The organism is Streptomyces sp. NPDC002324, assembly GCF_053593335.1.
In genome coordinates, this window is the sequence record NZ_JBSFCF010000007.1 from 151,783 (window position 1) to 164,631 (window position 12,849).

Annotated in this window: 13 protein-coding genes and 1 pseudogene; 4 read left to right on the forward strand and 10 right to left on the reverse strand. The window is 72.9% G+C overall.

The genetic code is table 11. The annotated features are described in order from the left end of the window. Positions 1 to 9: 9 nt before the first annotated feature. From ACWCRJ_RS12780 to ACWCRJ_RS12805, 6 genes are all read right to left on the reverse strand, one after another. On the reverse strand, positions 10 to 759 hold the full coding sequence (locus ACWCRJ_RS12780; RefSeq protein ID WP_450939301.1) for a thioesterase II family protein: 750 nt from the start codon (positions 757 to 759) through the stop codon (positions 10 to 12). After that, a complete protein-coding gene (locus ACWCRJ_RS12785) occupies positions 756 to 1,634 on the reverse strand; it encodes an STM4011 family radical SAM protein (RefSeq protein WP_450939398.1) in 879 nt (292 codons plus the stop codon). The genes ACWCRJ_RS12780 and ACWCRJ_RS12785 overlap by 4 nt, the downstream gene beginning before the upstream one ends. Positions 1,635 to 1,642: 8 nt before the next feature. Then, complete coding sequence (locus ACWCRJ_RS12790; protein WP_450939302.1) at positions 1,643 to 3,007, reverse strand: STM4012 family radical SAM protein; 1,365 nt, start codon at positions 3,005 to 3,007, stop codon at positions 1,643 to 1,645. After that, positions 3,004 to 3,810 carry an STM4013/SEN3800 family hydrolase gene (locus ACWCRJ_RS12795; RefSeq protein ID WP_450939303.1) on the reverse strand — a complete coding sequence of 269 codons (807 nt, stop codon included), beginning with the start codon at positions 3,808 to 3,810 and terminating at the stop codon, positions 3,004 to 3,006. Before ACWCRJ_RS12795 ends, ACWCRJ_RS12790 begins: the two co-directional genes overlap by 4 nt. A 67-nt stretch (positions 3,811 to 3,877) precedes the next feature. Beyond that, complete coding sequence (locus ACWCRJ_RS12800; protein ID WP_450939304.1) at positions 3,878 to 5,065, reverse strand: STM4014 family protein; 1,188 nt, start codon at positions 5,063 to 5,065, stop codon at positions 3,878 to 3,880. 35 nt (positions 5,066 to 5,100) lie between these two features. Continuing rightward, complete coding sequence (locus ACWCRJ_RS12805) at positions 5,101 to 6,069, reverse strand: STM4015 family protein (RefSeq protein ID WP_450939305.1); 969 nt, start codon at positions 6,067 to 6,069, stop codon at positions 5,101 to 5,103. A 283-nt stretch (positions 6,070 to 6,352) separates the two neighbouring features. Here ACWCRJ_RS12805 and ACWCRJ_RS12810 point away from each other — a divergent pair, with 283 nt between their 5' ends. Both ACWCRJ_RS12810 and ACWCRJ_RS12815 read left to right on the forward strand, forming a co-directional pair. Next, on the forward strand, positions 6,353 to 6,679 hold the full coding sequence (locus tag ACWCRJ_RS12810; RefSeq protein ID WP_450939306.1) for a hypothetical protein: 327 nt from the start codon (positions 6,353 to 6,355) through the stop codon (positions 6,677 to 6,679). A 75-nt stretch (positions 6,680 to 6,754) separates the two neighbouring features. Continuing rightward, positions 6,755 to 7,780 carry a DUF6745 domain-containing protein gene (locus ACWCRJ_RS12815; RefSeq protein WP_450939307.1) on the forward strand — a complete coding sequence of 342 codons (1,026 nt, stop codon included), beginning with the start codon at positions 6,755 to 6,757 and terminating at the stop codon, positions 7,778 to 7,780. A 21-nt stretch (positions 7,781 to 7,801) separates the two neighbouring features. Here ACWCRJ_RS12815 and ACWCRJ_RS12820 read toward each other — a convergent pair whose 3' ends face one another. Further along, positions 7,802 to 8,422, reverse strand: coding sequence for an L-threonylcarbamoyladenylate synthase (locus tag ACWCRJ_RS12820; RefSeq protein ID WP_450939308.1), 621 nt, complete (start codon positions 8,420 to 8,422; stop codon positions 7,802 to 7,804). A gap of 123 nt (positions 8,423 to 8,545) precedes the next feature. After that, positions 8,546 to 9,910 carry an FAD-dependent oxidoreductase gene (locus tag ACWCRJ_RS12825; RefSeq protein ID WP_450939309.1) on the reverse strand — a complete coding sequence of 455 codons (1,365 nt, stop codon included), beginning with the start codon at positions 9,908 to 9,910 and terminating at the stop codon, positions 8,546 to 8,548. Between the two features lie 176 nt (positions 9,911 to 10,086). Between ACWCRJ_RS12825 and ACWCRJ_RS12830 the strand changes: the two genes are divergently transcribed. Beyond that, complete coding sequence (locus ACWCRJ_RS12830) at positions 10,087 to 10,572, forward strand: hypothetical protein (protein WP_450939399.1); 486 nt, start codon at positions 10,087 to 10,089, stop codon at positions 10,570 to 10,572. A gap of 85 nt (positions 10,573 to 10,657) precedes the next feature. On the opposite strand, the gene ACWCRJ_RS12835 is transcribed toward ACWCRJ_RS12830, so the two are convergent. Further along, the gene (locus ACWCRJ_RS12835; protein WP_450939310.1) at positions 10,658 to 11,641 is read right to left on the reverse strand and encodes an aldo/keto reductase; all 984 of its coding nucleotides are present in this window, start codon (positions 11,639 to 11,641) and stop codon (positions 10,658 to 10,660) included. Positions 11,642 to 11,708: 67 nt separating this feature from the next. Then, positions 11,709 to 11,801: pseudogene (locus ACWCRJ_RS12840) on the reverse strand (DUF1152 domain-containing protein); the annotation flags it as partial. Between the two features lie 263 nt (positions 11,802 to 12,064). Between ACWCRJ_RS12840 and ACWCRJ_RS12845 the strand changes: the two are divergent. Further along, positions 12,065 to 12,847 carry an alpha/beta fold hydrolase gene (locus tag ACWCRJ_RS12845; RefSeq protein ID WP_450939311.1) on the forward strand — a complete coding sequence of 261 codons (783 nt, stop codon included), beginning with the start codon at positions 12,065 to 12,067 and terminating at the stop codon, positions 12,845 to 12,847. Positions 12,848 to 12,849: the final 2 nt, after the last annotated feature.

Below are 12,849 nucleotides of genomic sequence, written 5' to 3' on the forward strand. Positions count from 1 at the left end.
GTCCCCGGACTACAGCCCCAGGTGCCGTCGTACGACGTCGAAGACCTCCCCCGGCCGGTCGTCGAGGTAGAAGTGGCCGCCGGGGAACACGCACACCTCCGTCGGCCCGTCGGTGTGGTCCGCCCAGGCACGCGCGTCCGCCACCGGGGTCACGGGATCGGCGTCACCGGTGAGGACGGTGACCGGGCAGCCCAGCCGGTCGCCGGGGCGCGGCTCGTACGTCTCCAGGGCCCGGTAGTCACCGCGCAGGGCCGGCAGGACCAGCCGGAGCAGCTCCTCGTCCTCGAAGACCTGGCCGTCGGTGCCGTTCAGCGCGCGTACGGCTGCGAGGAGTTCGGCATCGCTCGCCGTGTGCAGGTTCCCGCGGTGCCCGGGTGTGGAGGGAGCGCGCCGCCCCGACACGAACAGCCGGACCGGGGCCCGGCCGACCGCCTCCAGCCGCAGCGCCGCCTCGTGGGCGACCACCGCGCCCATGCTGTGGCCGAAGAGGGCGAGCGGACGGCCGTCGTCCCCGCCGACGGCCTCGACGACCCGCTCGGCCAGCTCCCGGATGCTCTGCGACGGCGGCTCGGCGTAGCGGTCCTGGCGTCCGGGATACTGCGCGGCCAGCACATCGGCCGCCGGGGCGAGGGCGCGCGCCATGGGGACGTAGTAACTCGCCGAGCCGCCCGCGTGCGGGAGGCACAGCAGCCGGACCGTCGCCTCGGGGGCGGGCCGGAACCGGCGGATCCACGCGCCGCTGTCGACCGCTGAGGTCATGAACCCACTCGCTTTCCGATCACCTGTCGCGCCTCCACCGTCGGTACGCGTTCCAGGACGCCGCCCGCGAAGACGTCGTACAGGGGCAGTGTCTCCAGATGGACGTATCCGATGTGGCAGTCGCAGACGGACAGGGGGCACGGGCGGGGGGCGAGGGCCGCCCGGAAGGAGCCGTCGTAGAGGTTGCCCAGCTCCGCCTTGACGAAGTGGCAGCGCCGCACCGTCCCCGCGCCGTCCACCGACACGACCGTGGAGCCCGTACGGCAGGCCCGGCCCGCCGAGCGGTGCGGATGACGGCTGAAGGGGAAGAGGGGGTCCAGCTCGCTCCACACCGCCGCCTCCTCGTCGGTGTAGGTGTGCCCCTCGGCGGCGTTCGCCCACAGGTACACCTCCGGAGGCAGCTCCCCGCGCAGTCGGCGGGCGTGCTCCAGATGCTCGGGTAGCCCGACGATCCCCACGCTGAACCGGATCCCCATCCCGGCCAGCCGCCGCGTCTTGTCGAGGAACCGCTCGTACGGGGTCTGACCCGGGTGGTACGTGCACCACAGGGCCACCGTGTCCCGGTCGGCCCGCGCCAGCCACTCCGTACGACAGCTGAGGTTCGTCTGGATCGCCACCCGGTCGATGTGCGGCTCGTGGGAGAGGCCGACCAGCGCCTCGCGGTACCAGGAGCGCACCAGCCCCTCGCCCCACGGCGTGAACAGGACCGACAGCCGGTCACCGGTCTGCTCCCGGGCCCAGGCGGTGAAGCGGTCCAGGGCCGCGCGGTCGGCCCGCAGCCGGTCCGTGGAGTCACGGCGCTTGGCGAACGGGCAGTACGGGCAGTCGTAGTCGCAGGAGGCGAGCGGGCCCCGGTACAGGATCGTCAGGTCCATGGGCTTCGTCACCGCAGCTCGTACCCGGCCATCGCGGCCCGGACGGCGGGCGAGAAGAAGCCCGGCCCGATCGCGTCGGAGTGGGCCAGTCCCTCGGCGGACAGGCGCAGCATCCCCTCGCCCGCATCCGCAAGCCAGCCGCGCCCGGCCAACAGCTCCAGCTCCGCGGGGAAGTCCGCGTACGGGTCCGATCCGAACCGCCGCCGGTAGTCCGCCACCGGCAGCCCCCGGGCCTGCAGCAGCGACTGCAGCAGATGACGACGGCGTGCCTCGTCCTCGTCGACCGCGCGGCCGTGCACGGCGCGGCCGAAGTCCTGGGTGGCCGTGTACTCGTCGATGATCGTACGGATCCGGCTCATGCCGACCGCGTAGTCGAAGGAGTAGTGCAGCCTCGATGTGTACGACCGGGCGCCGCAGCCCAGGCCGATCATGCCGTCGGTCTGGCAGGCGTGGTCGTCCGGGCCCTGCGGCGGCGCGTCCGCGCGGCGGAACATCCGCATGGAGACCTGCTCGTAGCCCTGCGCGAGCAGATGGTCCCGGCCCTCGCGGTAGCGCCGCAGCCGGATCTCGTCCCAGTCGCGGTCCGCGACCGCCGGGTCCGCGTGGCGGCCGAGTCCGGTCAGCGGCCGGACGTACAGCGGATAGAGGTAGATCTCCTCCGGCCGCCAGGCGAGGGCCGCGTCCAGGGACAGCCGCCAACTGGCCGCCGTCTGCCCGTCGATGCCGTAGATCAGGTCGATGTTGAGGACCGGCAGGGCGGCGTCACGGATCCGGGCCAGCGCCGCCTCCACGTCGGACCGCCGCTGCGGTCGTACGGCCGCACGGGCCTCCTCCGCCACGAAGCTCTGCACACCGAGGCTCAGCCGTGTCGTGCCCCGCTCGGCCAGTACCGCCAGCCGGTCGGCCGTCGCCGTGGCGGGGGAGGCCTCCACCGACAGCGGGATCGCCCGCAGGTCCGCGCCCAGGTGGCGCTCGGCGATGTCGCACAGCCGCTCCAGCTCGGCGGCCTCCAGATAGGTCGGCGTGCCACCGCCGAACGCGGCGTTCGCGAACCGCACCGGCTCCGCGTCCCCGAGGGCCTCCCGCACCGCGATCGCCTGCCGTTCGAGGGCGTCGAGATAGCGGCCGGTCAGCCCGTCCGGCGCGCCGATGCGCGTGAAGAGGTTGCAGAAGCCGCAGCGCACCTCGCAGAACGGGATGTGCGCGTACAGCGACAGCGCCTGCCGGGACTCCCCGGCCCACAGCTCCGCGAGCCGCGGCCGGCCGGGCAGCTCCCGGTACGCCGTCTTGTGCGGGTAGGCGTACACGTAGTGCTGATAGGGACGCCGCGATGTGGTGGTGGCGGTGGCGGTCGCGGTGGCGGTCGCGGTCATGCGGACGGCTCCAGGAAGAAGTGGCTGTAGGGGACGGTCCACACGGCCTCGTGGCCGAGCCGGTGTCCGGTGTAGCCGTCCTCGCCGTAGGTGGTCCCGTGGTCGGAGCAGACGACGGCGAAGCAGCGGCGCCGCGAACTCATCGCCGTGAAGAGGCGTCCGATGTGCCGGTCGATGTACTCCAGGGCGGCCGCGTGCGTGACCGGACTGTCGCCCGCCTCGCGGGTGGCGCCCGGCAGATGGAACCAGTTCGGCTGGTGCAGCGCCGAGGCGTTGAGGAACAGGAACAGCCTCTGCTCGGCGGGGAGTTCGGCCACGATCCGTTCGGCGCGGGCCACCTGGGACTCGAAGGAGGTCGGGGACGCCACGGAGAACTCCGGCTCCCAGTGGCTCTCCTGGAACAGGTCCGGCAGGACGCTGCCGAGGGCCCCTTGCTTGTTGAAGAACCCGACACCGCCGACGCACACCGTGCGATAGCCGTGCTCGGCGAGCGCCGACACCAGGTCGGGGCTGTCGAAGACGAAGGTGCGCCCCGCGGTCGTCTCGCTGCCGGCGAACCGGCTCGCGAAGAGCCGCGGATGCGGCCCCGGTGCGGCCGGGGTCGGCAGGAAACCCGCGAACATCGCCTGGTGCGAGGCGTAGGTGAAGCTGCCGGGCGCGTGCCGCTTCTCCCAGGTGCCGCCCGGCAGACGACCGGCCAGGTTCGGCAGCCGGCCCGCCGCGGCCAGCTCCACCGCCACGTCGTACCGCAGGGTGTCGAGGGTGAGCAGCAGCAGGTCGTCGCGGCCCACGACCTCGTTCATGTCGGGTGCCGGAGCCGCCTCGGACGGCCCGTGGGCTGTCCTTGCCGGACCCCCGGTGTCGGCCGGGTCAGAAGGGTGCATGGTCTTTCCTTGCGTGGGGCCTTGCGTGGGGGAGGTGCGAGGGGGCCGGGGACAGGGCGTCGCGCACCGCCGCGAGCTGTGCCGCGTAGGTGTCCAGACCCTCCGCCGGACCGCCCGGCAGCCCGGTCAGCCGGGGCAGCAGGTCGCCGAAGGCGTTGACCTCGCCCACGGCGAACCGGCGCCAGCCGATCGCCGGCAGCAGGTCCACGCCGACGCTCAGCGTGCCGGGGAAGCAGGCGGCGGCCCGCTCACAGATGTCGAGCGCCTGCCGCCAGCGGTCTCCCGCCGCGTCCACGACCGACGTGAGATCGCCCCGGGCCCCGCCCAGATGGAGATTGGTCATCGGGAAGCGGCTGGTGCGCACGACGGCGTGCGTGGCCCGGCCCGCCACGACCAGCACCCGCAGATCGGCGGACCTGCCGTGCGCGGACGCCTTCGGCAGCCAGCGCTCGATGTGCAGACCGTCGGCCGCGAGGGCGTCGACGATGCCGGCGATCTCCCGCTCGTCCGCGTAGCGCCGCACACGCAGCGAGTTGTGCAGCCGGAGCGGGGCGCGCGGCCGGCCGTCGGCGGCGACCTCCACCGAGGTGGTGGCCCTGATCCGCCCGCTCGCGGACGACTCCACGGCCAGCACCCCGGACGCGGAGGACCCGTGGGCCGGCTTCACGAAGACACGCGGCATGCCGTGCTCCCGCATCGCCGCCCGTACGTCGTCCCAGCCGCGCACCGGCCGCGCGCCGCCCGAGGTGGGCGACGGGGGCACCGGGACGCCGGCCGCGTCGAGCCGGGCGTGGCACAGCCGCTTGTCGAACAGCACCGGCAGATCCGCCGGATCGTCCAGCCGCAGCCCGCCCCGCAGTGACCCCACCGCGGTCAGGAATCGGCCGTACCAGGTGGCCGAGCCCTCCACCCGCGTGGGATCGTCGACGCCCCGCAACAGCCGGTCCACCTCGGCGTTCTCGCCGGGTGAGTCCAGCCGTACGACCTCGTCGTCGGCGAACGTGTGGCCGCCGTCGCGCAGCACGTCCCGCCACTGGACCACCCGCGGCGTGCCGACGCCGGCCGCCTCGGCCGCCGCGACGAACAGCCCGACCCGCCGGTTCTCCCCGTTCCCCACGACCACCCACCGGTACGGGCCGGGACCCGCCCCCGCCGCACCGCTCCATCCGGACATGTGCCGCCCCCTCTCGCCCGCGAACGTCTACGCGCTCACTCGCCCACCGCGACGAACCGCCAGACCGTGCCGTCCTCCTCCTCGTCCGACTCGGCGTCGTCGGCGTCGACGTCGACCTGGACCCCCTCGGCCTCCAGGGAGTCCCGGAGGCGGTCGCGCAGCGCCGGGCTCAGGTAGTTGTGGTGCAGGTCCAGCGTGGTGAGGTGGGTCAGCGGCTGGCCCGTGAGCAGCGCGGTCGCGCCGTCGTCGGTGAGGACGCCCATGGACACGTCGAGGACGTCGAGGCGGGCCACCACGGGGGCGGAGGCCAGAGCGGCGCAGATGTCGTCCTGTATCTCGCTGTTGCGCAGGGCCAGGTGCTTGAGGGCCGGCAGGCGGGTGCCCGCGAGGATCGGCGCCAGGTCGGCCACCTCGCAGTCGCCCCCGTACTCGGGCGTCCCCAGCCACAGGTCCAGCTCGACGAGGGCCGGCAGGTCGCTGCCCGCGACACCCCGCACGACGTCGACGGGCAGGCCGCCCGTCTCGATCGTCAGGGTCCGCAGCCGCTCGTGCCGCAGCGCCGGGAAGCCGAGCCCCTGGCCGCCGCGCACCCCGAACTCCTCCAGCTCCGGGAAGGCGTCCAGCAGCGGGCTCACGTCCCCCTGGTTGATCCAGGAGATCTCGCACTCCTCCCCCACGATGTCGCCGAGGAACAGGGCGCGCAGCGACGGCAGCCGGTCCTTCGCCGCGACCAGGGCCGCGACGATCTCCTCGGGGCCGTTGTCGTAGGCGTCGCTCCAGGCGCCCACGACCAGCGCCCGCACCTTCTCGGTGCCGACCGAGGCCAGGAACCGGGCGAACGCCTCCTGCCAGGACTCGTCGCTGTCGTAGGACTCCACGGCGATGCTCCAGGCCACCGACTCGGGAGGGGGCAGCTGCCCGGCGCCCTGCGGGCCCTTCACCGACTTGGGGAAGCGGTGGACCGGCAGGCCGTGGAACTCCTCCAGATGGCTCCCGATGGTCATGTGCGCCCCGCCCCTTCGTTCCATGTCCGTGGGCGGCGCCGGATCCCTGCCCGGTCCGCCCGTCGCGCACCCGGAGCGCGCGGCGCCGCCGGGTAGGGGAGTTCTACCAAGTCCGACTGACAGCGCGTGCGGCGGACCCCTGTCCTGTGGACGAACAGTGGTCCGCGCCCCGGCGAACGGGCGTGCGTGGGCCGACCACCGGAACCCGCTACGAGTATCAATGTCAGTGGCTGCCCCTACGGTCCTGTCGTGGCACAGCGAGTGCCCGACGGAAGGGAGACCCATGTACCGGCAAGGAGACGTCCTCATCGCGCCGTTGGCCGAGAGCGCCGTGCCCGGCGGCGCGCTCGACGCCGCCTCGGAGCCGCGCGACGGCCGTGGGCGGCTCGTCCTCGCCCTCGGCGAGGTCACCGGCCACGCCCACGCCGTGGTCGGCCCCGGCCGTCTCGTCCGCGAGGCGGGCGCGTTCGGGCCGATGCTGCTGCACGTGCCGGCGGGTGCCCGTGTCGTCCACGAGGAGCACGCGGCCATCTCCCTGCCCAAGGGCTGGTACCGCGTCGTACGGCAGCGCGAGTACGTACCGGGGTCGGTGCGGATCGTCGCCGACTGAACCGGTGGGCAGGAGGGCGGCCGTGGCGTACGGCGGCTCGCGGGGACGGACTTGGGAAAATCCTGGAGGAACGGCGTGACGGAACGGACGAGTTGGCGGGCGGTGGCGGCGGCCACCGGGGAGAGTGACCGGGCACGGGCGGAGGCGGGCGTGCGCCTGGCCTACCGGCGGGCGGGGCTGCGGGAGCCCGAGCGGATCGTGTGGGTCCGCTCGCCCCTGGAGGCGGTACGTCTGCTGTCGGGGGCACCGGCACCGGGCGGTGAGGCGCTGCCGGCGACCGGGGCGAGCGTCCGTGACGCGGTCCGCAACACAACCGTCGCCGCCGAGCGGGCCCGGCAGCACACCCGGCTGGGCCCCACCGGCTGGAGCGAGCACTGGCGGGCGACGGGCGCCGACCTGTGGGAGACCACCCGGCCGCTGATCGACCGCGTCCGCACCGGAGTCGTCGAGGCACTGGCACCCGCCGACCGCGAGGAGGAGACCGGCATCCGGCTGCTCCTCCTGGACGCCGTCCTCGGTCAGCACGACGCGGCCTGGCTGTCCGCGTTCGACGCGGCCCCCGGCCTCGACGGACTGGCCGAGGTGGCCCGCACGGCCGGCTGGTGGTGGCCGTACGAGAAGCTCGCGGTCGTCGCCGAGCGGCCCGTGGAGCTGCACCGCGACGAGGCGGGCCGGCTGGACCGGGGCGACGGGCCCGCGCTCGCCTACGCCGACGGATTCACCCTGCACGCCTGGCGCGGGCTGCCCGTCCCCGGCGCGTTCCTCGACCGGCTGGGCTCGTTGACCCCGGCGGAGATCCGGGCGGAGGAGAACGCGGAGCTGCGCCGCGTGATGCTGGAGTTCTACGGCTACGACCGTTATCTGGAGGAGTCCGGGGCGAAGCCGGTGCACCGCGACGAGACGGGTGTGCTGTGGCGCATAGCCCTGCCCGGCGACGAGGACGTGGTGATGGTGGAGGTCGTCAACTCCACGCCGGAGCCGGACGGCACGAGCCGTACCTACTGGCTGCGGGTGCCACCCGCGACCACCACGGCCCGCGCAGGGGTGGCCTGGACGTTCGGGCTGAGCGCCGAGGCCTACGAGCCGCTGCGGCAGACCTGATCCCGGCTGCCGCTCGCGGGATCACTCGAACCGTGACGTGTCGCCCGCGCCCTTGCGGATGATCTCCGCCTCGCCGCTGGAGAAGTCGATGACGGTCGTCGGCTCCGTGCCGCAGTCACCCGAGTCCACCACCACGTCGACCAGGTAGTCCAGGCGCTCCTTGATCTCCCAGCCCTGCGTCAGCGGCTCCTCCTCGTCGGGCAGCAGCAGGGTGCTGGAGACGAGCGGCTCGCCCAGCTCGGCGAGCAGGGCCTGGACCACGCGGTGGTCGGGGATGCGCACCCCGACGGTTTTCTTCTTGGGGTGGAGGAGCTTGCGGGGCACCTCCCGCGTCGCGGGGAGGATGAAGGTGTAACTGCCGGGCGTCGACGCCTTCACGGCGCGGAACACGTCGTTGTCGACGTGGACGAACTGACCCAGCTGCGCGAAGTTCTCGCACACCAGGGTGAAGTGGTGCCGGTCGTCGAGCTGCCGGATCGTCCGGATCCGCTCGATGCCGTCACGACTGCCCAGCTGGCACCCCAGCGCGAAGCAGGAGTCGGTCGGATAGGCGATCAGCCCACCCTGACGAATGCTGTCGGCGACCTGGGAGATGGCACGCGGCTGGGGGTTGTCGGGATGCACGTCGTAGTACTTGGCCATTGGACGAGCTTATGCCCCTGGGGCCGCAGGCCCCTGAAAGGGGCGCGGGGAACTGCGCGACCGGCCACGGACGACCCGCAGCGTCGGAGCGGTCCGCAGTCCCCCTTGCTTCCGGCGGAGCGCCTACGCGCCGCTCTCCCGCAGCATGTCCTCACGCTCGACGATCTTCACGCGCTCCCGGCCCTGCGGCTCGCCCAGCGCCTTCTCGGCGGCGTCGAGCCTGTACCAGCCCTCCCACGTCGTGAAGCGCACCTCGCGCTCCGCGAGGAAGGCGTCGACGGCCTCCGGCGCGGGCGCGGAGGGCTCGTGCAGCCGCCCGTTCGCGAAGTCGTCCAGAAGGTTGGCGACCGTCTCGTTGGCGTCGCCCTTGGTGTGCCCGATGAGGCCCACCGGACCGCGCCGGATCCAGCCGGTGACGTACGTCGACCGCAGGTGCGCGCCGGTCTCCTCGATGACCCGGCCGCCCGCGTCCGGGACGGTGCCCGACTCGACGTCCCAGGGCAGCTTGGGCAGCTTGTCCGAGAGGTAGCCGACCGCGCGGTACACGCCGGTGACGTCCCAGTCCTTGAACTCGCCGGTGCCCCTGACGTTGCCGGTGCCGTCCAGGGCGGTGCGCTCGGTGCGCAGGCCGACGACCTTGCCGTCCTCGCCGAGGATCTCGGTGGGCGACTCGAAGAAGTGCAGGAACAGCTTGTGCGGGCGGTCGCCGGTGTCGCGGATCGCCCAGTTCTCCAGGGTCTTGGCGACCATGTCGGCCTGCTTGTTGCCGCGCCGGGTCGCGATGGAACCCTCGTCGTAGTCGATGTCCTCGGGGTCGACGATGACCTCGATGTTGGGGGAGTGGTCCAGCTCCCGCAGCTCCATCGGGGAGAACTTCGCCTGCGCCGGGCCCCGGCGGCCGAAGACGTGGACCTCCAGCGCCTTGTTGGCCTTCAGACCCTCGTACACGTTGGCCGGGATCTCGGTCGGCAGCAGCTCGTCGGCGGTCTTGGCGAGGACGCGTGCCACGTCCAGCGCGACGTTGCCGACACCGAGGACGGCGACCTTCTCGGCCTCCAGGGGCCAGGTGCGCGGGACGTCCGGGTGGCCGTCGTACCAGGAGACGAAGTCGGCCGCGCCGTAGGAGCCGTCGAGGTCGATGCCGGGGATGTCGAGCGCGCGGTCGGCCGTCGCGCCCGTGGAGAAGATCACGGCGTCGTAGAACGCGCGCAGATCGTCCAGGTTGATGTCCCCCGGGTAGTCGACGTTGCCGAAGAGACGGATCTGCGGCTTGTCGAGCACCTGGTGCAGGGCGGTGATGATGCCCTTGATGCGGGGGTGGTCGGGGGCCACGCCGTAACGGATCAGTCCGAACGGGGCGGGCATCCGCTCGTAGAGGTCGATGGACACACCGGGCTCGGTGGCCACGTCGGACTTCAGCAGCGCGTCGGCGGCGTAGATCCCGGCGGGTCCGGCTCCGACGATGGCCACCCGCAGAGGGCGGGGCATGTTCAGGTTCCCTTCGAGCGGAGAAAGCGACTCGACGGCAACCCTAAACTAAGGCAACCCTTACCCGGTACGCGGGTCGGGTCTATGACCTCATAAAGCGATCTTATGCCATGCGGGGGAATGGACTGATGGCGGGAGAGGCTCGGAGACCCTCGGCGGACACGGTCGTCCACAGGGTGTTTGCCGCGGCGTTGAACGGCAACGCGGTCTCCATGAATCAGCCGAACAAGGAACCGAACGAGAACTCCGCGTCCGCCGGGACGACCGCCGCCAAGGCCCGCCGGACCGCCACCAAGGCGACGGCTCCGGCCACCGAGTCCGCGAAGACGGCCGCGGTCAAGACCGAGGGCGCCGCCTCGTCCGTGAAGGCCGGTGCCGGGCACGCGGCCGAGGCGACCAAGCGCGCCGCCGACAGCACGAGCGCGGCCGTGCACAGCGCGGCCAAGGGCGTCGAGGCCGGCCGCCAGGCGGTCGTCCAGGCATCCGGCCAGGTGGCGGCGACCGCGAAGACGGCCATCACCGTCATCGCCCAGCGCAAGCTCGTCGCCGCCGGTGTGGGCGCGGGCCTGACGGCCCTGACCGCCGCCTCCTACGCCGTCGGACGCCGCTCCGGGCGCCAGGTGCAGGGACCGCTCACCCGGCTCACGGGCGGCCGCATCTGACGCGCCGGCCGCGAGGCGTGAGCCCACGTGCGGGAAGCGGCCGACCGGCCGCCTCCCGCACGGCGCCGCGCCGCGCCCGGCCGCTCTACCAGCGGCCCTCCACCTGCTCCTTGATACGCCGGTCGTACAGGTCCTGGATCGCCGTGAGTGTCTGCCCGGACAGCTCCGGCAGTGCGGCCGCCGCCGCGTTGGCGCGGGCCTGGTCCGGGGTGCGGGCGCCCGGGATGACCGTCGTGACGCCCGGCAGCTGGATGATCCAGCGCAGCGCCAACTGGGCCGGGGTGTAACCGTCGGGGGTCAGTCCGGCGAACTCGACCGCCGCCTCGACGCCCGTGGCGTAGTCGACGCCGGAGAAGGTCTCGCCCTGGTCGAAGGCCTCGCCGTGCCGGTTGTACGTACGGTGGTCGTTCTCCGCGAAGACCGTGTCCTTCGTGTACTTGCCGGACAGCAGCCCCGAGGCCAGCGGGACCCGCGCGATGATCGCGACCCCCGCCTTCTCGGCCGCCGGGAGGACATCGATGAGCGGCTTCATCCGGAACGGGTTGAGGATGATCTGCACGCTCGCCACGTTCGGGCGGGCGATCGCCGTCAGCGCCTGTGCGCAGGTCTCCACGCTGACGCCGTACGCGGCGACGCGCTCCTCCGCGACCAGGGTGTCCAGGGCGTCGAAGACCTCGTCCGAGGAGTAGACGGGTGTGGGCGGGCAGTGCAACTGGACCAGGTCGACGCGGTCCACGCCGAGGTTGCGGCGGGAGCGGTCGTTCCAGGCCCGGAAGTTGTCGAGGACGTAGTTCTCGGGGATCTGGTCCACGCGACGGCCCATCTTCGTCGCGACGAACACATGCAGGTCGGGCCTGCTGCGCAGGAACGTGGCGATGGTCTGTTCGCTGCGGCCGTCGCCGTAGACGTCGGCCGTGTCGAAGAAGGTCACCCCCGACTCGGCGGCCGCCTCCAGCACCGCCAGGGCCTCCGTGTCGTCGACGTCTCCCCAGTCGGCGCCCAGCTGCCATGTGCCGAGACCGACGACGGACGCGTGCTGACCCGACCTACCGAATGCGCGTTCTTCCATGCCGTCAGTCTGTCATCCGTCCCGTGCTCCGCTCCGCAGGGCCGGTGACGGGCGTGTGGAGGGATCGGTGCGGGAAGGCGCGTGGTCGGCGCTGCCGGGGCAGCCCGTCCCGGAACTCCTCGACGACCGAGCTGATCTGCCGGGTGAGTTCGGTCTTCTCCGGCCGGTCGGGTGGCGCGGCGGGCGCGCGTGATGTCCCGCCCGTGGTGCCGTGGGGGGGGGATCGGGACGGGCGGCCGTCCGGCGGCGCGCGGGCCGGCCGGGAGCGGCGGCCCTCGGGCCGTCTGCCGTCTGCCGTCCTCCCCGCCACCAGCCCGGTCGTCCTTGCCGCCGCGCAGATTCCTCGGCCGACGCCGGTGACGTGGGGCCGGGGAGGCCGCTACCGTACCGGTCAGTAACCGGACCGCACCGCAGGAGGCCCCCATGCCGCAGCTCGAAGTCGACGGCGCTGTGCTGACGTACGACGACGAGGGCCCCCGGGACGGCGACGGCGCGCCCCTGGTGTTCGTGCACGGATGGACCGCGAACCGGCACCGCTGGGACCACCAGGTCGCGCACTTCTCCGGGAAGCGGCGCGTGATCCGGCTGGACCTGCGCGGACACGGCGAGAGCCGTGGCCCGGGGGTGCGGACGATCGAGGAGCTGGCCGGGGACGTGCTCGCCCTCCTCGATCACCTGGAGGTCGAGCGGTTCGTCCTCGTCGGCCACTCCATGGGCGGCATGATCTCCCAGACCATCACCCTCGCCCACCCCGAGCGCGTCGAGCGCCTGGTCCTGGTCAACTCCATCGGCCGGATGACCTACAGCCGCGGCCGCGGCCTGCTGATGGCGGTCTCCACCCGCGTCCCGTTCAAGCTGTTCGTCGCCGCCAACATCCAGCGGGCCTTCGCCCCCGGCTACCCCCGCGAGGAGATCCGCTCGTACATCCGCGCCTCGGCGGCCACCCCGCGCGAGGTCGTCATGACCCTGTACGGCGCCATGCGGGCCTTCGACGTCCTCGACCGTCTCGGCGAGATCGGCACGCCCACCCTCCTCGTCCACGGCTATCACGACATCCAGCTCCCGGTCTCCCAGATGCTGAGGATGGCCAAGGCCTGCCAGGACGCCGAGGTGCGCATCCTGGACGCCGGCCACGAACTCCCCGTCGAGAAGCCGGCGGAACTCACAGCCACCCTCGACCGCTTCCTCACCGGCGCCCGCCCCTGAAC

Bases quoted from the DNA above. Each gene is read 5' to 3' on its own strand.
- ACWCRJ_RS12780 (WP_450939301.1), bottom strand. From the start codon at position 759: ATGACCTCAGCGGTCGACAGCGGCGCGTGGATCCGCCGGTTCCGGCCC.
- ACWCRJ_RS12785 (WP_450939398.1), bottom strand. From the start codon at position 1,634: ATGGACCTGACGATCCTGTACCGGGGCCCGCTCGCCTCCTGCGACTAC.
- ACWCRJ_RS12790 (WP_450939302.1), bottom strand. From the start codon at position 3,007: ATGACCGCGACCGCCACCGCGACCGCCACCGCCACCACCACATCGCGG.
- ACWCRJ_RS12795 (WP_450939303.1), bottom strand. From the start codon at position 3,810: ATGAACGAGGTCGTGGGCCGCGACGACCTGCTGCTGCTCACCCTCGAC.
- ACWCRJ_RS12800 (WP_450939304.1), bottom strand. From the start codon at position 5,065: ATGTCCGGATGGAGCGGTGCGGCGGGGGCGGGTCCCGGCCCGTACCGG.
- ACWCRJ_RS12805 (WP_450939305.1), bottom strand. From the start codon at position 6,069: ATGACCATCGGGAGCCATCTGGAGGAGTTCCACGGCCTGCCGGTCCAC.
- ACWCRJ_RS12810 (WP_450939306.1), top strand. From the start codon at position 6,353: ATGTACCGGCAAGGAGACGTCCTCATCGCGCCGTTGGCCGAGAGCGCC.
- ACWCRJ_RS12820 (WP_450939308.1), bottom strand. From the start codon at position 8,422: ATGGCCAAGTACTACGACGTGCATCCCGACAACCCCCAGCCGCGTGCC.
- ACWCRJ_RS12825 (WP_450939309.1), bottom strand. From the start codon at position 9,910: ATGCCCCGCCCTCTGCGGGTGGCCATCGTCGGAGCCGGACCCGCCGGG.
- ACWCRJ_RS12835 (WP_450939310.1), bottom strand. From the start codon at position 11,641: ATGGAAGAACGCGCATTCGGTAGGTCGGGTCAGCACGCGTCCGTCGTC.
- ACWCRJ_RS12845 (WP_450939311.1), top strand. From the start codon at position 12,065: ATGCCGCAGCTCGAAGTCGACGGCGCTGTGCTGACGTACGACGACGAG.